The following is an 18,856-nucleotide window of genomic DNA, read 5'->3' as shown; positions in this document are numbered from 1 at the left end:
TGGGAAATCCTGCTTTCCAAGGAGGTCGCATTGCTGGCTTATATATCCGGGCGGTTCGTATCGCTCTTACTTACGACGCTTGCGGCTTCCGTCATCGTCTTTTTGCTAATGCAGGTTTTGCCGGGAGATCCCGCAGCCGTGATCCTCGGGATCAATGCGCAGCCGGAAACACTGGCTGCATTGCATCAGCAGCTGGGTCTCGATCAGCCGCTCTGGTGGCGCTATCTTTCGTGGATCGGTGGCTTTCTGAAAGGTGATTTCGGCACAAGTTACACCTATTCAGTGCCGATCAGTGAATTGCTCGGCCCGCGCATTATGGTCACGCTGCCGCTGGCTTTGCTTTCCATGTTGCTTTCGGTGGCAGTTGCCATTCCGGTGGGCGTTTATGCAGCATCAAAACGCGGCAAGACTGGCGACGTCCTTTCCATGGGCGTGGCACAGGTTGGCGTTGCTATTCCAAATTTTTGGCTCGGACTGCTTCTCATCCTTTTGTTTGCTTTGCAGCTTGGATGGTTCCCGGCTTCGGGTTTCGCTGGCTGGGAAGATGGGGTCTTGAACGGCCTTCGGTCGTTGTTTTTGCCCGCTTTGGCTCTTGCTTTGCCGCTTGCCGCCATCCTTGCCCGTGTCACACGCTCGGCGGTGATTGAAACATTGGGCGAAGATTTTGTACGCACCGCGCGCGCCAAAGGGCTGACACGCAAGGCGGCACTCTGGCGGCATGCGGTACCCAATGCACTGATCCCCGTTGTCACCATCATCGGCCTGCAATTTTCATTCCTGCTGGCGGGAACCATCATCATCGAGAATGTTTTTAATCTCCCTGGCCTGGGGCGTCTGGTGTTTCAGGCGATTGCACAACGCGATCTTGTGACCGTGCAATCACTGGTAACGCTGCTCGCCGCATCTGTGATTGCCGTCAATTTCATTGTTGATCTGGTCTATGGCTTCATTGATCCCCGCCTTTCGACAGGAGGCAACCGATGAGTGATGTTCAGGTGTCCGCCAAACCAAACCGCTTTCGGGCATTGTTTTTAAGCCGTAGCCTTATGATTGGCGCGTTGATTACAGTTATTCTGGTGGCAATGGCTGTCGCGTCCTATTTTTGGACGCCCTATTCGCCAACCGCCATGAATTTCCGCGAAAAATTGCAAGGGCCAAGCCTTACGCATCTGTTTGGCACAGATAATTTTGGCCGTGATGTCTTTTCGATGATCATAGTTGGTGCGCGCAATTCCATCGCTGTGTCACTTATTGCTGTATTGGTTGGCGCGGGTCTTGGCATTCCACTTGGAGCGTTTGCTGCGGCGCGCGGCGGAATGATCGATGGTTTTGTGATGCGCATGACCGATCTGGCCTTTGCATTTCCGGCATTGCTGACCGCCGTCATCATCACGGCCATTTTTGGCCCCGGTGCGGTTAATGCAATGATTGCCATTGGTATTTTTAACATTCCGGTCTTTGCCCGTGTCACACGTGGTGCATCGCTCGGCCTATGGAAACGCGAATATGTGCAGGCAGCGCGCTGCGCAGGGCGCGGCGATATATCGATCACGCTTTTGCATGTACTGCCCAATATCAACCATGTGTTGATTGTGCAGGCGACAATCCAGTTCGCACTCGCAATCGTTGCCGAAGCCGGCCTGTCTTATGTTGGACTTGGAACGCAGCCTCCAATGCCAAGCTGGGGCAAGATGCTCAATGATGCGCAGACATTTATCTATGACGCGCCGTGGCTCGCAATTTTCCCCGGCCTTGCGATCACCTTCGCAGTTCTGGGTCTGAATATGCTGGGTGATGGTTTGCGTGACGTGCTTGACCCACGCGTGAGGAGGCAGAGATGACCACACCTTTGCTTGAAATGGACAACATGTCCGTCGAATTGCCATTTGGCGTGCGCACGGCTGACATCGTGTCGGACATCACGCTTACGCTTAATCGCGGCGAACGGCTTGGAATTGTCGGAGAATCCGGCAGCGGCAAGTCCATCACAGCCCTTGCCGCCATGGGCCTGCTGCCTGACCGAATGCGTGTGCGTGGCACATTGCGTTTCAATGGTCAGGATCTGGCGAATATGCCGGAAGCGCAGCTTTGTAAAATGCGCGGACGGCGCATGGCGATGATCTTTCAGGAGCCGATGACCGCGCTCAATCCGGTTAAATCCATCGGCGCACAAATTGCAGAAGGACGTCGACTGCATTTGGGTGAAAGCCGAGCTGACGCGGAGCGCAAAGCGCGCCAGCTTCTCGACCGCGTTGGTTTGCCTGCACCGCGCTTTAATCTTGATCTTTATCCGCATCAGCTTTCAGGTGGCCAGCGCCAACGCGTGATGATTGCCATGGCGATTGCCTGCGAGCCTGATCTGCTGATCGCCGACGAACCAACAACAGCGCTCGATGTGACTGTTCAGGCGCAAATCCTTGATCTGATGGATGATCTGATCAATGAAACTGGAACGGCCCTGATGCTGATCACCCATGATCTTGGTGTGGTTTCAGAAATGACCGACCGCATTGCCGTCATGTATGCAGGACGCATTGTCGAAACCGGCCAAACGGACGCTGTATTTCATCGCATGGCGCATCCTTATGCGCGGGGCCTTTTCGCAGCTTCTCCTCATGGGGCTAATCTTGTGAGAGATCATTCACAGCCGCGACAGCGCCTTGCCGCAATTCCGGGCGTTGTGCCAGACCCGCTGGCACGGCCGCCTTATTGCAGCTTCGCGGATCGATGTGCTTTTGTCGAAGGTGACTGCCGTCAAATCATTCCACCGCTTGATCTTATTGGTGAAAGCGAAGGAACAAGCCATCGTGCCGCCTGTCTTCATCCATGCGAAGGCGAGGTGATCGCATGAAAAAAATGATTTTGCAGGTTCGCGATGTCGTGCGCGAATATCAGCTGCCGCGCCCATCCTTTCTTTCGAAACCCGGATCACTGCGTGTTCTGCATGGTGTGAATGTCGAGATTGAAGCCGGACAAAGCCTTGGTATCGTTGGTGAAAGTGGATCGGGAAAGTCCACGCTCGCACGTGCCGTCATGGGATTGGAACGTCCCCAGTCGGGCCAGATTCTGATCAATGGTCAGGATATTTACGCCCTTGATCGTTCCAGCCTGCGCGAAGCGAGAAAAGGGTTTCAGGCAATTTTTCAAGACCCTTATGGCTCTCTTGACCCGCGCCATACGGTCAGGCGCATTATTTCAGAGCCGATTGTGTCTCTGGAGCGCGGCACAAGTAGCAAAGAGCGTGATGAGCGCGTGGCGGAAGTGCTGGAAGCCGTTGGCCTGCCGAAAGCTTCCGCCGAAAAATATCCGCATGAGTTTTCTGGCGGACAACGCCAGCGTATCGCAATCGCTCGCGCATTGATTACCAAACCCGCGCTCATCGTTGCTGACGAACCCGTTTCGGCGCTTGATGTTTCTATTCAGGCGCAGGTTCTTAATCTGATGATGGATTTGCAGGAAAAATTTGGCCTCAGCTATCTGTTTATCAGCCATGATCTTGGCGTTGTGCGCGCAATCACCGACCGCGTGGCCGTTATTTATCACGGCAATATTGTCGAACAGGGACCGACGAACGAAGTCTTCGACAACCCGCAGCATGATTATACGCGCGCGCTTGTCGATGCTGTGCCCAAGCCGTTTGCAGGACGCCGCAAACGCGCACGGCGCGTTGATTCTACACTCAGATTGCCGGAATGAAATAAGGGAACACCATGTCTGAACTTGCCGATTTGTCAGCCGTCGAACTCGTCTCCGCTTATAAAGCCAAATCCCTTTCACCCATTGAGGTTACGCAAGCCGTTATTGAGCGTATCGAAGCTTATGAGCCAAAGCTGAATGCGCTTTGGGCTTATGATCCTGATGCAGCACTTGCATCGGCAAAAGCTTCAGAAGAGCGTTGGGCGAAGGCGACACCTGCCGGTCCGATTGACGGTGTGCCGCTGACGATCAAGGAAAACATTGCCACGCAAGGCACAGCCGTGCCGCTTGGTTGTGCGGCATTGCCGCTTAAGCCTGCTGCGGTTGATGCCCCGCCCGCAGCACGCACCCGCGAGTCCGGTGGTGTGCTTTTGGCAAAAACAACCATGCCTGATCTTGGCATGCTCTCGTCGGGTCTTTCGAGCTTTCATAAACTTGCACGCAATCCATGGGATCTGACTACCAATCCGGGTGGTTCAAGTGCCGGTGCAGGCAGTGCAGGGGCGGCAGGTTACGGCCCATTGCACATCGGGACCGACATTGGCGGCTCCATTCGTTTGCCAGCAGGCTGGTGTGGACTGGTTGGCCTAAAACCGTCTTTTGGACGTATTCCGATTGATCCGGCATTTCTTGGCCGCGTTGCAGGGCCAATGACGCGAACTGTTGCTGATAATGCGCTTTACATGTCGGTGCTTTCGAGACCCGATCGCCGCGATGCCATGAGCCTTCCTTATCAGGATATTGACTGGATGGACCTCAATATCGATGTGAAGGGCCTAAAGATTGGACTTTGGCTTGATGCCGGTTTTGGCGAAACAACCGGTGAGGAAACCCGTTTGGCCGTTGAGGCCGCAGCCAAAGCTTTTGCGGATGCAGGAGCGATTATCGAGCCGGTTGAGCCTTTCCTCAATCGCACCATGATTGACGGTCTTGATCGCTTCTGGCGTGCCCGCTCATGGGCAGATGTCTCGAAAATGACACCGGAAAATCGCGCTAAAATCCTGCCTTATATTTATCAATGGACGGAAACTGCGAAATCGCTGACCGGCGAAGAAGTCTATACGGGCTTTGCGCAGATTGATGCTATGCGCTACGCAGCATTGGCCGCATCGAAAAACTTCGATTTTATTCTTTCGCCAACCTCACCGATGCCGACCTATCCGGCGGAATGGGCTTCTCCTGTCAATGATCCGCAGCGTCCGTTCGAGCATATCGCATTTACCGTTGCGATGAATATGTCGGAGCAGCCAGCAATTTCAATCAATTGCGGCTATACGTCGAAGGGATTGCCGATCGGATTGCAGATTTTCGGGCAGCGCTTTGATGATCTGGGCGTGCTTCGGCTTGCAAAAGCTTATGAGGATATGCGACCAGCGCAAAAGCCATGGCCCATCATTGCAGGATAGAAAATGGCCGCGTCATGCGGCCTTTTTCTTATTTTGGTCTGAGTGGCGAACGTTCTTTATAACGATCCACTGCGGTGAGCTTCTGGATCAGCGGATCGGCATCGCGCCACGCGTAAATCTCCGTGCGCAAATATTCGAGTTCGGCCTCGAGTTCATCTTCCCCGATTTCCGTCCACCAGGATTTCGGACGTCCATCGCTGCCATCTGACCAGCGATAGCGGCGCTCTTTCAGTTTGTCTTTCATTTCAAAAGGGCTGTTTTCGGCATAAATTCGCAGCCGCGATTTCTGGCTTGATTTGAGCAATTCGGCAAAAGGAGTGGTCTTTCCCGATTTTTCCTTCAAAACGGCAAGCAGCGCCTGACAATCATCTTCGGCCCGGTGACCATTATGGAAATATCCGCTCTGGCCGATCAGATAGCCGAGCTTGGTTCCTTCAAACCCGCGCGCCGTCCAATCGATTTCCTTGACCGAACAGGCCCAGGGCTTGTTCTCGAAAACCGGCGAAAAACGCTCCAGAAAAGGCCGGTCAAAGCCCGCATTGTGCGCGATGATAATGTCAGCTTGAGAGATCAGCGCTTCCAGCTTTGCGCGCGGAATAATCTGTCCTGCAACCATTTCATCCGTAATGCCGGTGATGCGGGTTATTTCTGCCGGAATGGGCTTCGATGGCTCCTGCAAGGCGCTAAAAGTTGCGCAGACATCACCAATTGATCCATCATCCGCATAGCGGAAGGCCACTGCACCAATTTCGATAATTTCTTCCTGCGCGGCACTCAGCCCTGTTGTTTCCGTATCGACCACAACGCCAAGCCTTGGAAAAGCGAGCTTATCAGCATCTGGCACGGTCGGCGGTGGATCAAGGCGCTGTAATATGCGGTAACGCCCGCTGTCTTTAAGAAGTTTGACCATTTCCGCTTCATCAGGACCCGTCATTTTTCCGGTTCTGGCGCGGGCAGGGCGCCGTGCTGTCCGTTTTTCCTCATCCACAACGGGAGGAGTAAAGAGGTCGAACTGATGGCGCATTTCATTTCTCCGCAATAAGGCAGCATCCTTATGCCCTTTGGGATGGACAAGGCGTGAAGCAATAAAATGGCATTTTGTTAACTCTGTACCAAGCCCGCAATATAATTAGTAACAGGTAATACCGGTGACTTGGCTCCACTGGGCACCTGTTGGCGAGAGGGCCGCACAAATGTCGGACGAGATTCAAAGCGTCAATTTCAATCCCGATGAATAGATGCTGAGAAATCGCTACGCCGCAGACATGATCACTTACTGTATCTGTGGATAAAAAATTCCATAAAAGACACCCCGATGATCATGTGCCCGTTCGATATGATTGTTTATCATCAATTATTAGTTTTCACTTATAAAATATACTCTGAAACTTAAATTCAGATCTACTTATAATCAACAAAACTTACCTTGACTTTCTAAATTGTATGTCGTTCGAAGTAACATTGAATTTGAATTTTTAACTGTTTTTTAACCTGCAGGATTACACGTGAAGTTCGTCCCACCTTTGCTGATCATGCTATTTGCAACGACGATATGCGGCGTATGGATGCTGGATATGAAGCGCAGGCATATGCTGTTTTTCGGATTGAGCTTTGCAACTTTCACATGTGGGTTGCTGGTCCAGATATTGCAGGTTTTTCCGCGCCTTGAGGTTGCGGCCCTTGTGGCAACGGCGTTTTATCTTGCTGCGTGTCTTATGTTTTGCGAAGCGGTCATGCTGCGGCTTGGGAAGCAGTTTTCACCATTTGCAGGTAGCTTCATCTGCGCAATAACGCTGATTAGTATCGGTTATATGACGCATGCGGGCATGCCCTACGGGGACATGACAACAGCTGCCAACTTTGGCTTGGGCTCTTTGCTGACCATTCTTTGTTTCAAGTCTCGGGAATGGCGCAAAGGCGATTGGGTTGAGCGTATTTTTCACGATGCGCTGATTGTTTTCGCAGCCCATTTCTTTTTGCGCAGTGTTTTCACAATTGGAATGCTCAATGACGTCTTAAGCCCTGAGCAGCTTGTCGAGTCGCGGTATTGGGGGATCGCCACGATCGGACTTTCCTTCGCAGGGGTATTGTTAGGTCTTCTGATTTTGGTGGTCGCAACCTCTGATGTCATCAACGAATTGCAGCATGAGCGGGATGCAGATCCCATGACCGGTATCCTCAACCGCCGCGGACTCGAACGATATGCAAACAAGTGGCTAGCCACGGAGGATTACCAAAATCATGCCATTATCATGGCTGACATTGATCATTTCAAGGCAATTAACGATGACTTCGGTCATGCCGCCGGTGATCAATTGCTGATAGAGTTTTCAAACCTGCTACGCAGCATCGCAGATGGCAGCAGTATCGTTGCTCGCATTGGCGGGGAGGAGTTTCTATTGCTTGTAAAAGGTACACCGGAGCAATGTGAAATGTTCGGCAATAGGCTTTGTAACAAAATTGCGCGCTATCCTTTTTCGGTTTTGCCTCCTGGGCGCCGGGCGACCAGCAGTTTCGGCATTGCAATGCTGCGCCAACGTGAGACGTTATGGGCAGCCGCCGAGCGCGCCGACATAGCTTTGATGCGCGTAAAAAAGCGAGGCCGTAATCGAGTGGGTGTTGAAGGGCACGAGTTCCCGAGCGCCGTCCATGCTGATTATCTTCTCACGGCTTGATATAATTGTTGAGCAAATTTTCATTATATCTCCTGCTAAAATTCGGAGCGTAAATAATTTAGTTACCATAATTCTTCATGCTGGGCATGGCTTTCCAGTCAGCGCTTCGAAACAAACCTATTCGCTTTTTCGCCGAATTCTTGTTGCAAAGGGCTGGCTCGAAATTTTATTTTATTCGGGTTTAGTACAATGGCGCTGGTTACAGATACATTTGATTCAAGATTTCAGTTTAATATAAATATCTGGAAACCCTTTACTGCACAGCAGCGCAGCAAACTGGCGCGTTTTGTTACATTTACCTGTGCCGGGCTGATTGCAGGCAGCTGCATGATAGGGGCATTCGGCGTTATGGAAGCGGTTTTGCCTGCTTTTGTACCTTTCGCCCCGGTTATGCGACGTTTACCCGAAGCCATGCCACGACAGCTTGGAGTGGTTAATCACAAAATCGGTATAGATCATGTGATCCGTCAACGTTTTATCGAAGCCTATACTGCCAATATGCCTTATTCCAATCTCGATTGGCATCGTAACAAGCTGGATCACGATGCCAATATTATTGCTGATATCGGCGCCGAAGGTATCGTTGAAGAAAAGCCGGCAGCAGTAGCGCCCATAATCGAACCTCGCGCTGAGCGCGTGCCGTTTACTCCGGCAGCCGAAGCAAGCCCGGCGGTGACAGTTGTCCCTCAAACTGCTCCTGATCGGGTTCCATTGCAGGCTTCTGCTAAAGCAGCGCCTGAATTGTTTGTGCCTGAAGATGTACCGCTGCCGTCGCGTAAGCCAGTTGTTGCACAGCCGCGCAAGCAAGAGGCTGCAAAACTGGCCTACGCACCGGCGACTGAAAAGACCGAAGAGCCAAAGCACGAGGGCCTTCTCAGACGATTGTTTCGATCACCGACAGCTAAGCATGCAGCGATTTATGATATTTCTGCCGCAACCGTCTATTTGCCGAACGGTGAAAAACTGGAGGCGCATTCAGGCATTGGCCCGATGCGCGATAATCCGCGTTCTGTCACACAGAAAAACCGTGGTGCAACACCACCGCATACTTACAATTTGCGGATGCGCGAAAGCTTGTTTCATGGTGTGGCAGCAATTCGCCTGACGCCGGTTGATGGCCGCAATCCACATAATCGCGATGGTCTTCTTGCGCATACCTATATGCTGGGACGAAATGGCGATTCCAACGGCTGCGTTGTGTTCAAGAACTACGAGCGTTTTCTGCGCGCCTTTAAGCGCGGCGAGTTTGATCAATTGATCGTTGTTGAACATATGAATCCGACGCCGTCGCGCGTGGCTTCAGTTTTATGACGGCAGGGATCCGATCCCAAGCACAGGGCCGGGCGGATGCCTGACCCTGTGCTTGGGTTTCATTACCGTTGGGCGACAGGACGTATCAGCGGCGTAACCCGGCGGATCGTAACACGTCGATTTTCCTGTTCCGCAGATTGCGTGCGGATTTTCAGAAAGCGTTCGCCATAGCCTTGCGTTACCAGGTTTTCAGCCGGGATGTCATAGACTTCGGTTAACAGGCTCGCAACCGATTCTGATCGCTTGTCAGAGAGAATAAGGTTGGACAAATCCGAACCGACTGCGTCTGTGTGACCTTCAATGAAGAAGGTTTCTCCGGGATCTTTCTGAAGCACTTTATGCATTGCATCCGCAACTTTGCGCAGGGTTTTGGCCTGAGACAGCGATATCTCCGCACTGCCTGTTGCAAAGTGAATTGTATCAAGATCGATACGACGCACCTTATCGCGTAGACGCGCTGAGTGTCTGACTTCGTCAATTGTATAGACGCGTTCGATGCGCTCCACAGGCGGCCTTGCGAGGAAATTATAGAAGTCCCGATCGGGATCGTCGGCAACATCGATGATATAATCACGAACCGGCACAGTCAGACGCATCGGCGGCAGATCATAGCCCACATCGACAATTGCCGCGCGCGGCCCATCATCATAGTCAGGCGCATACATCATCAGATATTCATTGCCATCATCATCTATACGGGATCGCTGAATAATATCGCCATAGCGATTATAAACAGTCACGATTTCATAACCGTCAGGGCGCACGATTGTTTCGCGCAAGCGTCCACCGGGGAGTTCGTCATAATAGGAACGTTTGGCATCGCGACGCAGGCGAGGGCGGTCATCCCCACGTACAAAGATACGATCTCCAGTTTCCAGAATGACGCGATTGTCTACCTGCTCTATAACTTTAACATTCGTCACGTTGTTATTGATGTTGTTTACATTATTGACAGTCGTATTATTCACTACGGTATTATTCACAACCGTATTGTTGATAATATTCGTTGTGTCCGGCACGGCAAAGACGGGGGCTTGTTCTTTACGAACGCCTTCTTCTCTGAGATTTGCTTCCATCCTTTTGGGCAATTCAGCCTTCACAGCGTCAGGAATTGCAACCTGCGCGGCGGCATCATCTGTGGGTGGGACAATGTTTTCTTCTGCTGCACGCTGCTGTTCGCGCTGTTTGCGGCGCTCCTCGCGTGATTGACGCCCACCGCGATTGTCAGCGTCTTTGTCGCTGTCAAGGATCGCCGCACCATTTTCGATCGGAAGAACCACAGTGTCGTCGGTCTTTGCGGGATCTTTGGCTATTTCCTGATTGTCCGCATTGGTGCGCGGATCAACGATTGCCTCTGTGGGGGCGGCTGGTTGGTCCTGCTGCTGCGCACGTGGCTGTTCGACTGGTTGCTCGGTCGGAGTTTTCACTGGCACTTCCGCCGGTGCTCGCTGCTCTGGTGCTGCCTGATTGTTCTCATCGGGCGCTGCTGACTGTGCGGGCGGTTCGGGATTCGTCTCTGGTTCACGAACAGGCGCGTCCGGCTCATGAGTATCAACAGGTGCGGGCGGTGTTTCAACAGAACGCTGCTTCTCCGCCTCCTGTTTTGCTGCTTCTTCAGCAGCCTTTTGGCGGGCCTGCTCCTCGATAGCCTTCTGCTGTTCTTCATTGGCCAGCTGTTCCGCAGCTTGACGCTTTGCTTCTTCCACGGCCTTTTCTTGTTCGCGCGCTTGCTTTTTGGCTTCTTCCTGTGCGGCCTCTTGCGCTTCATCAGCGCGGCGCCGCATTTCCTCTTCTGCGGCACGCTGCTGTTCTTCAGCCTGCTGACGCGCCTGTTCGGCCTGCTTGCGCAATTCCTCTTCGTTCAAGCGCTGCTGTTCAGCTGCCCGCTGTTGCTCTGCGGCTTCGCGCTGAGCCTGCTCGGAGGCACGCTGCTGCTCCTGCGCCTGACGGTCGGCTTCTTCCTGAGCGGCTCTTTGCTGTTCCTCTGCCTGACGGCGGCTTTCTTCCTCCGCCGCACGTTGCTGCTCTTCGGCTGCACGGCGCGCCTCTTCTTGAGCGCGTCTGAGCTCTTCTTCCTGCTGTTGTTGCAGGCCCTGATCGTCAGATGGCTGGTCGCTGCTATCTTGCGCAAGCAATATCAGTGCATTAGGCGTTTCCGCGCGCGCAGGCTGCGTAATCATAGACACTGTGAGTGCCGGTAAGACGACCGTTGCAAGAAGCATCAAGCGCTTCGAACGAATAGACATGTCGCAGCTCCTTAGAGCATTTCCAGCAAAAGCGTGAGCCGATTTCACATTAGGAAATGCGTAGAATTCAATAAAATAGAGCGGCAGCTTCGGAAGCTTCTGCTTGTCCCGAGACCGCTCTATCAAAGGCGGATATTGCGGACATCACCTTTGGGTGATGTCCCTTGATGGCTACCATCGATATTTGCTAATTTAGAGCAAAGTGCGACAGCTTCACACAATCGTTAGCTGTTAAATAGTGAACTCAGCCTGAATGGCGATATTGCGGATTTAATTGCTTTATCAAATAAAATGAATGGCTTTCACAGAATGCTGCCGCAATCGTTTTAGTTGATGAGTCCTGAGCCTAAACGGCCCGACTGTTATACCAGTGTCATCTATTTTTCTTATCAGCGTCTCCACACGCTTTACACAGTGGAGATTCTTGATATGCGCAGACTGCTTCTCTCTCTTGCCTCCGCAACCATGCTGACGACAGCGGCTGGCGCTGCAACCGTCTACCCGATTGACCGGGCGACAATCCTTGTTAATTCGCCTTTCGATTTCAAGGTTGAGTTCGATAAGGTCGTGAAGCCCGAGGACGTGAAAGTTACCGTCAATGGTCAGGACTACGAGGCTGTATTCGGCAGCAAAGCCGACTTTACCGCTGAAGAAAAGGGGGCTGAAGATAAGGTTCTGGGTTCTGCGCTTATTCTGCGTGGCCTGACAATCGGCAAGGCTGGCGATTATAAGGTTGAAGTTTCCGCCGGTGATGAAACCAGGTCTGTCAACTGGGATGTTTACTCGACCGGCAAGGAAGCCAAGGCGAAGAATATTATCTTCCTGCTTGCTGACGGTCTCTCGGTTGCTCACCGTACCGGCGCCCGTATTATGTCGAAGGGCATGACTGAGGGGAAGGCCAATGGCCGCCTCAACATGGATGATATTCCGCCAGTCGCTTTCATTGGCACATCGTCCACCCATTCGATTGCAACTGACAGTGCCAACACCATGTCGGCTTATATGACGGGGCATAAGTCACGCGTGAATGCACTTGGCGTTTATGCTGACCGCACGCCTGATACCCAGGACGATCCAAAGGTCGAAACCATTGCAGAGGCTCTGCGGCGCGAAACCAAAAAGTCGATTGGCATTGTTTCAACAGCCGAACTTGAGGACGCCACGCCTGCGGCATTGGTTGCACACACACGCAAGCGTTCCGACAAGGCTGATATTGTCGGCATGATGTATAATGTGAAGCCGGACGTGCTTTTGGGTGGTGGGTCGGCTTATTTCCTCGCCAAGGATGTTCCGGGTTCCAAGCGCAAGGACGACAAGGACTATATCCAGTTGTTCAAGGATGCCGGTTACGCGCTGGTTACAAGCAAGGATGAGCTTGCTGCATCGGGTACGTCCAATCAGGATAAGTTGCTCGGTCTTTTCCATACTGGCAACCTCGATGTGACGCTTGATCGTGAATTCCTCAAGAAGGGCACGGTTGACAAATTCCCGAACCAGCCGGGTCTTGTGGAAATGACCAAGACTGCTCTCGAAAAGCTCTCCAAAAATCCGGAAGGATTCTTCCTGATGGTTGAAGCTGCGTCGGTGGATAAGATGAGTCATCCGCTGGATTGGGACCGCGCACTGGTCGAAACCATTGAGTTCGACAAGGCTGTTGGGGTTGCCCGTGAATTTGCTGAAAAGAATCCGGATACGCTGATCATTGTCACCGGCGATCATACCCATGGCGTTGCGATCATCGGTACGGTCGATGATGAAAAGCCGGGGGATGAAATGCGCGAAAAGGTCGGCACTTATGATGCCGCCGGATTCCCGAATTACGAAGACACCAATGGCGACGGTTACCCGGATCGTATCGACGTGTCGCGTCGTCTGTTCCTTTCGGCCAACAATGGCCCGGATCATTATGAAACCTTCCGTCCAAAAATGGATGGCGCTTTCGTGCCTGCTGTTAAGAATGAGAAGGGCGAATATGTAGCCAATGAAGCCTATAAGGGCGTTCCGGGCGCAGTCTTTGTTCAGGGCAACATCCCGAAAGAAGATGATAGCGGCGTTCACGCGGTCGACGATGTCGTTCTGCAGGCAACGGGTCCAGGTTCTGAGGAGCTGCGTGGCTACATGGAACAGAGCGATGTTTACCGCGTGCTCGCTGACACTTTCGCGCTTGGCAAAACAAAGTCCGAGTAATCACGTTGAAATGAGGGCAGGCGGGCAAGCCGCCTGTCCATTTAGTCCGGGAGTACAAGATGCGCGCAGGACAGCATTTCAATCGCAGGCAATTCACGCTTGGCGCATTGGCAACCGTGCCCTTGATGTGCATTGCTAACAAGGCCAATGGCGCGGAGCAGCTTGGTTTCGATAATCTTTATAAAAGCTTTGGCGTTCTGGGCCTGGAATTCTCCGATCAGGTCAAAAGCGCTTCCGGCAAAGAAGTGGCAATCAGCGGGTTCATGGCGCCGCCACTCAAGGCGGAGGCCAATTTCTTCGTTCTGACCGAAATTCCGATGTCGATCTGCCCGTTTTGCTCGTCGGATTCCGACTGGCCGGATAATATCATCGTCGTCTATCTGGCGTCCAAACAGACATTTGTGCAGTTCAATGCGCCGATCTTGACATCGGGCACACTGGAATATGGCTCCTGGACCGATCCAGAAACGGGCTTTGTCAGTCAAATTCGCCTGCGTAACGCTTCCTTCAAAACGGTCTGATGATGAACCTTATCAAGCATTTGGGGTTGTCACTCGATATTGCCAATCTGGAAGTGCGCTTTCCGGGGCTTGAGCTACCGGTTCTTGCCATTGAAAAATTCAATCTGGTCGCTGGTGGTCATCTGGCGATCACAGGAGCATCTGGCTCGGGCAAAAGCACGCTGGTCAATGCCATAACTGGCCTTGAGCCGATCAAGACTGGAAAAGTCGTCTGGGGTGGAACGGAAATCAGCAGCTTGTCTGCCTTCAAGCGCGATGCCTTTCGCGCCCGGAATATCGGGCTTGTGATGCAGGATTTCCATCTGTTTCCCGGCCTGTCAGCGCTGGCCAACGTGCTTTTGCCACTCAAACTGAGTGGCAGGGTGAAGGCTGAAGATCGCGCACGGGCTCTTCAATTGCTTGAAACGGTCGGTATTGCACGACCTGCCCAGCATATCGAAACCTTGTCGCGCGGTGAAATGCAGCGCGTGGCGATTGCGCGCGCGCTTCTTTCAAAGCCCGGTGTGATCGTGGCTGATGAGCCAACAGCAAGTTTGGATCAGAAAACCGGTGCCGATGTTGCAGAGCTTCTGGTGCGGCTTGCGAGCGAGGAGAAGGCGACATTGGTTGTTGTCACGCATGATCCGCAGTTGATGCAATATTTGCAGCGCCGCATTTGCCTTGAAGGTGGAAGGATTGCAAGCGACAGTGCGGAGACAGCATTATCATGATTGCATTCATTCTTGCCGATCTACGCCGTTTCTGGAGTGGTGCCGTTGCGATCATAGTTCTTTTGGCGTTGTCGGTTGCTTTAAGCTCTGTTGTCACTTTGCAGGAGAGGGCGGTGCGGCTTGGCACGGCGCGTGCATCGGACAAGTTTGACCTTGTGATCGGTGCTGCCGGAAGTGACACGCAGCTCACATTGTCATCCGTCTTTTTGCAACCATCACCTTTGCCGCTGATGTCTGGTGCGATGCTGGGTAAGCTTGCCGATGATGATCGCGTGGCTTTTGCGGCACCCATTGGCTTTGGTGACAGCGCAATGGGTTTTCCGATTGTCGGCACAACAACCGCGCTCATCTCGGCCTTGTCGCCGAAACTTGCCGAAGGCGCGCTATTCTCGCGTTTGGGCGAAGCGGTTATCGGTTCGGCGGTCAATCTGCCAGTTGGAGCCAAGGTCAATCCTATGCACGGCACTGTCGAAACCGGCGGACACGCACATACCGAATTGAGCTATCATGTAGCAGGAAAAATGGCACCGACAGGCACGGCATGGGATCGGTCCATTCTGGTGCCCATTCGCACAGTGTGGCAGCTGCATGGTATGGAGGCTCATGAAGAGCACACTCATGCTGACCATGATCACGAGATTAATACCGATGCCGCCCTTGACGAGAGTTTCGATGCCGACAGCCCAGGTATCCCTTCTATTCTCGTCAAGCCGAAGACCATTGCGGATGCTTACCGGCTGCGTCAAGAATATCGCTCTGATCGGACATTGGCGATCTTTCCGGCAGAGGTCCTCACGCGGCTTTATTCAACATTGGGGGATGCCCGCAATCTGCTGCTTGGTATCGCCATCAGCACACAGGTCATTGTGGTTTTCGCCTTGTTGCTGGTTGCGGTCATGCATATCGGCGCGCGTAAACGTCAGATAGGGGCATTACGGGCGCTTGGTGCGCCGGTCCGCTCTATCATGGCAATTGTCTGGGGTGAGTTGTTTTTCCTGCTGCTTCTAGGGATATTTCTTGGGCTGGCAATTGGGTATGCAGTCGCACAAGCCATCACATCATGGCTTACGGCAACAACGGCGGTCAGAATGCCTGTGGAGTTTGCGATGAGCGATGTCTGGCTCGTTCTCGGCTTTATCGCTGTTGCAGCGGCAGCTTCAATGGTTCCGGCGCTGATGACGCTCCGCATGCGGATTGCCACTGCACTGCGATCATAAAGGCTTTGTGTAAGCTATGTTATCATTTGCAAGTCGCACTTCAAACGAGAACCCACCCAAGCTACAAGATTTGGGGCGACCAAGTTGAAATGTCATTGTGATGACGCACACAACAGCAAGCCCCCGTCAGGCTGGCAGGTCGGGGTTGCAAAGCCTGAACAGGGGCGGGTTGATACGCCTCTTAAACATTATGCTATTGAGGATCATTTCGAGGACGGCAATTCAAGGCCGTTGGGTAATGATATCCAGATTACTGTTTGCGCTTCTGGTGAATGACGTGACAAATGGCCTTTACCATGTGTGTCAGTGACTAATACAAAGCTACCAGCCGAAACATGTCGTATTTCGCCGTCACTCGTTTCGTATTCAACTGAGCCATCAAGTCTAACAGTCAGGACTGGTTCCGGCACCTTGTGCCACGCCACTTCTCGCATCCCCGCTGGGATATGAGTGATACGCACGCGAGAGGCTGGATAGCTGGCGGTCACGTCAAAGGGGGCCGCTTCCGGATGCACTGATCTCTTAGTGGTTGGCAAATCAATCTCATCAAAATGAGATTCACCGTCTGGCGAGGCGTAGATGCGTAGGCACTTCATTGAGGATGTCCTTTCAGAAGATGGAGCAACCGACAAAGGTGTATCTGTCACATGGCAAAAGTGACACTCTCACGCAATATGGATACACGCAATGACCCTAAAGGGACTACTGTTATTCTGCCGCTTTTATATGCGCCAGCACCTTTTCACTGCGTGCTATAACTTCTGGGGCGCGGATACAAGATTAAGCTACAAGATTAAATCGCATAAGATAGGTTATGGAACTAGTAGCAGTGTCATAAAGTGAGATTTGATTTGCCACAAGAGCACGAAACATCCGTGCCGACTGCGCCCGATATATGAAGCGCTGTTTGCCAGCGCCAAATCTCGCCCGGACATCGCATCACAGGTTAGTTTTCCACAGCGTGATGGCAATGATCAAAACTTAGGCGAATTATTTTCCTCTTGAGTAAGTCGTGGTGGTCGCGCGTTGCCCAAAAACACCAAATATGTGGGGTTTTCTTTTTATCATCAGATATGAAATGCTACGTTTCGCTTGCTAAATTAAACACCAGCGTACTGGTTTTTTGCGATCTAAATTAGCATTTAAGCTGGGAATAAAGTTGATTATTCAGCAAGTTGATAACTTCTCTTGCAAGAGAAAATCTTATCCATAAGATGCATGGCATTTCGAATATTACTCAGGAGGAGTTCTTCGTGTTCCGCAAAACCTTACTGACAGGCGTATGCCTCGCCGTGCTTATGGGTGCAGCTTCCGCTGAAGTTGTTCTGAACCGTGGCAATGACACCGATCCGGCAACGCTTGATCATCATCGAACGTCCTCGGTTTCTGAAAGTAATGTCCTGCGTGACCTTTATGACGGATTGACGATCCAGAATGCCAATGGGGAGGCTGTTCCGGGAGTTGCGAAATCATGGGATATTTCCGATGATGGTCTGGTTTACACCTTCCATCTTCGCGACGATGCAAAATGGTCAAATGGCGATCCAGTGACGGCTGAAGACTTCAACTTTGCTTTTCACCGTCTGATGGACCCTAAGACTGCTGCCGGCTATGCCAGCATGTTGTTCGTGATTAAAAATGCTGAAGATGTTGCCAGCGGCAAAAAGCCCGGCGATGAACTTGGTGTTGAAGCGGTTGATGATCACACGCTGAAGGTGACACTGAACTCCCCTGCTCCATATTTCCTTGAGCTTCTGACGCATCAAACGAGCTTTCCGCTCCATAAGAAGAGCGTTGAAGAGAATGGCGACAAGTTTACGACACCGGGCAAGATGGTGACAAATGGCGCTTATCAGCTGATCAGCTTCACGCCGAATGACAAGATCGTCATGAAGAAGAACCCGAATTACTACGAAGCGGATCAGGTCAAGATCGACACCATCAACTGGATTCCGTTCGAAGATCGCGCCAGCTGCATGCGCCGTTTTGAGGCCAAGGAAGTTCAGGTCTGCTCGGACGTTCCAGCCGAACAAATGGATTATGTGAAGAAGAACCTCGCCAGCGAATTCCGTATGGCACCTTATCTCGGCGTTTATTATCTGCCTGTCAAAGGCAAGACCGCCGACAGCAAGCTGAAAGACCCACGCGTTCGTCAGGCTATTTCCATGGCAATTGATCGTGACTTCATTGCTGATCAGGTTTGGCAGGGCACTATGCTTCCGGGCTATTCGCTGGTTCCTCCGGGTATCAACCATTACGTCAAGGATGCGCCGAAGCTCGACTATTCCGACGACATGCTGGATCGTGAAGACAAGGCAAAAGAGCTTTTGAAAGAAGCGGGCGTTGAGCCGAATACGCTTTCGATTGAATTGCTCTACAACACGTCGGAAAACAATAAAAATACGATGGCAGCAATTGCTGACCAGCTCAGCAATATCGGCATCAAGGCATCGTTGAACGAAACAGAAGGCGCAACCTACTTCAACTTCCTGCGTGAAGATGGCCCGTTCGATATTGCCCGTGCCGGCTGGATCGGTGACTATAACGACCCGCAGAATTTCCTCTATATTGCTCAGAGCGATGTCAGCTTCAATTATTCCAAGGTGAAAAACCCGGAATATGATGCGAAGATGGCTGAAGCGGCCAAGATTCTTGACCTTGATGCACGCGCAAAGGTGCTGGCTGAAGCCGAGCAGCTCAAGCTCGACGATATGAGCAATATTCCAATCCTTTATTATTCTTCCCGCGCGCTCGTTTCTGACAAGCTCGACGGCTGGAACGATAATCTTATGGACAGCCACAAGACCCGCTGGCTCTCGTTCAAACAATAAATTTTCAGTTTGGGCTGCGCCTTCGGGCGCGGCCTTCTTTTTCTTTCGACCTGGGA

15 protein-coding genes are annotated in these 18,856 nt (G+C 52.2%); 12 read left to right on the top strand and 3 right to left on the bottom strand.

Annotated features, from left to right (window positions below):
* Positions 1-30 precede the first annotated feature (30 nt).
* Genes OPR82_RS08530 through OPR82_RS08510 form a run of 5 tightly spaced genes read left to right on the top strand, consistent with a single transcriptional unit; the run spans position 31 to position 5,102 of the window.
* Entirely contained in the window at positions 31-984 is a 954-nt protein-coding gene (locus tag OPR82_RS08530; RefSeq protein ID WP_265984281.1) for an ABC transporter permease, read from the top strand.
* Positions 981-1,841 carry an ABC transporter permease gene (locus OPR82_RS08525; protein WP_265984280.1) on the top strand — a complete coding sequence of 287 codons (861 nt, stop codon included), beginning with the start codon at positions 981-983 and terminating at the stop codon, positions 1,839-1,841. Before OPR82_RS08530 ends, OPR82_RS08525 begins: the two co-directional genes overlap by 4 nt.
* Positions 1,838-2,851: an ABC transporter ATP-binding protein gene (locus OPR82_RS08520; protein WP_265984279.1), complete on the top strand. Its 1,014-nt coding sequence runs from the start codon at positions 1,838-1,840 to the stop codon at positions 2,849-2,851. The genes OPR82_RS08525 and OPR82_RS08520 overlap by 4 nt, the downstream gene beginning before the upstream one ends.
* Positions 2,848-3,696, top strand: coding sequence for an ATP-binding cassette domain-containing protein (locus OPR82_RS08515; protein ID WP_265984278.1), 849 nt, complete (start codon positions 2,848-2,850; stop codon positions 3,694-3,696). Before OPR82_RS08520 ends, OPR82_RS08515 begins: the two co-directional genes overlap by 4 nt.
* Positions 3,697-3,710: 14 nt before the next feature.
* Complete coding sequence (locus tag OPR82_RS08510; protein ID WP_265984277.1) at positions 3,711-5,102, top strand: amidase; 1,392 nt, start codon at positions 3,711-3,713, stop codon at positions 5,100-5,102.
* 28 nt (positions 5,103-5,130) lie between these two features.
* Here the strand turns inward: OPR82_RS08510 and OPR82_RS08505 are convergent, their stop codons facing one another.
* Positions 5,131-6,126, bottom strand: a complete 996-nt coding sequence (locus OPR82_RS08505; protein ID WP_265984275.1) for a 3'-5' exonuclease — start codon at positions 6,124-6,126, stop codon at positions 5,131-5,133.
* Between the two features lie 481 nt (positions 6,127-6,607).
* On the opposite strand from OPR82_RS08505, the gene OPR82_RS08500 reads away from it, so the two are divergent.
* Positions 6,608-7,777 (top strand): GGDEF domain-containing protein, encoded by a 1,170-nt coding sequence (locus OPR82_RS08500; protein ID WP_265984273.1) that lies wholly within the window; start codon positions 6,608-6,610, stop codon positions 7,775-7,777.
* A 189-nt stretch (positions 7,778-7,966) separates the two neighbouring features.
* A complete protein-coding gene (locus OPR82_RS08495; protein WP_265984271.1) occupies positions 7,967-9,088 on the top strand; it encodes a DUF2778 domain-containing protein in 1,122 nt (373 codons plus the stop codon).
* A gap of 62 nt (positions 9,089-9,150) precedes the next feature.
* On the opposite strand, the gene OPR82_RS08490 is transcribed toward OPR82_RS08495, so the two are convergent.
* On the bottom strand, positions 9,151-11,334 hold the full coding sequence (locus OPR82_RS08490) for an OmpA family protein (protein ID WP_265984270.1): 2,184 nt from the start codon (positions 11,332-11,334) through the stop codon (positions 9,151-9,153).
* Between the two features lie 429 nt (positions 11,335-11,763).
* On the opposite strand from OPR82_RS08490, the gene OPR82_RS08485 reads away from it, so the two are divergent.
* The 4 genes from OPR82_RS08485 to OPR82_RS08470 are packed head-to-tail and all read left to right on the top strand — an operon-like array spanning position 11,764 to position 15,969.
* Positions 11,764-13,521 (top strand): alkaline phosphatase, encoded by a 1,758-nt coding sequence (locus tag OPR82_RS08485; RefSeq protein ID WP_265984269.1) that lies wholly within the window; start codon positions 11,764-11,766, stop codon positions 13,519-13,521.
* 59 nt (positions 13,522-13,580) lie between these two features.
* Positions 13,581-14,042: a hypothetical protein gene (locus tag OPR82_RS08480; protein WP_265984268.1), complete on the top strand. Its 462-nt coding sequence runs from the start codon at positions 13,581-13,583 to the stop codon at positions 14,040-14,042.
* A complete protein-coding gene (locus tag OPR82_RS08475) occupies positions 14,042-14,752 on the top strand; it encodes an ABC transporter ATP-binding protein (protein WP_265984267.1) in 711 nt (236 codons plus the stop codon). The genes OPR82_RS08480 and OPR82_RS08475 overlap by 1 nt, the downstream gene beginning before the upstream one ends.
* A complete protein-coding gene (locus OPR82_RS08470; protein WP_265984266.1) occupies positions 14,749-15,969 on the top strand; it encodes an ABC transporter permease in 1,221 nt (406 codons plus the stop codon). Before OPR82_RS08475 ends, OPR82_RS08470 begins: the two co-directional genes overlap by 4 nt.
* A 203-nt stretch (positions 15,970-16,172) precedes the next feature.
* Here the strand turns inward: OPR82_RS08470 and OPR82_RS08465 are convergent, their stop codons facing one another.
* Positions 16,173-16,565 (bottom strand): cupin domain-containing protein, encoded by a 393-nt coding sequence (locus tag OPR82_RS08465; protein ID WP_265984265.1) that lies wholly within the window; start codon positions 16,563-16,565, stop codon positions 16,173-16,175.
* A gap of 657 nt (positions 16,566-17,222) precedes the next feature.
* On the opposite strand from OPR82_RS08465, the gene OPR82_RS08460 reads away from it, so the two are divergent.
* On the top strand, positions 17,223-18,800 hold the full coding sequence (locus OPR82_RS08460; protein ID WP_265984264.1) for a peptide ABC transporter substrate-binding protein: 1,578 nt from the start codon (positions 17,223-17,225) through the stop codon (positions 18,798-18,800).
* Positions 18,801-18,856: the final 56 nt, after the last annotated feature.

The organism is Ochrobactrum chromiisoli, from assembly GCF_026241335.1.
Classification (GTDB): Bacteria; Pseudomonadota; Alphaproteobacteria; order Rhizobiales; family Rhizobiaceae; genus Brucella; species Brucella chromiisoli.
This window is presented reverse-complemented; position numbering and strand designations above follow the sequence as displayed.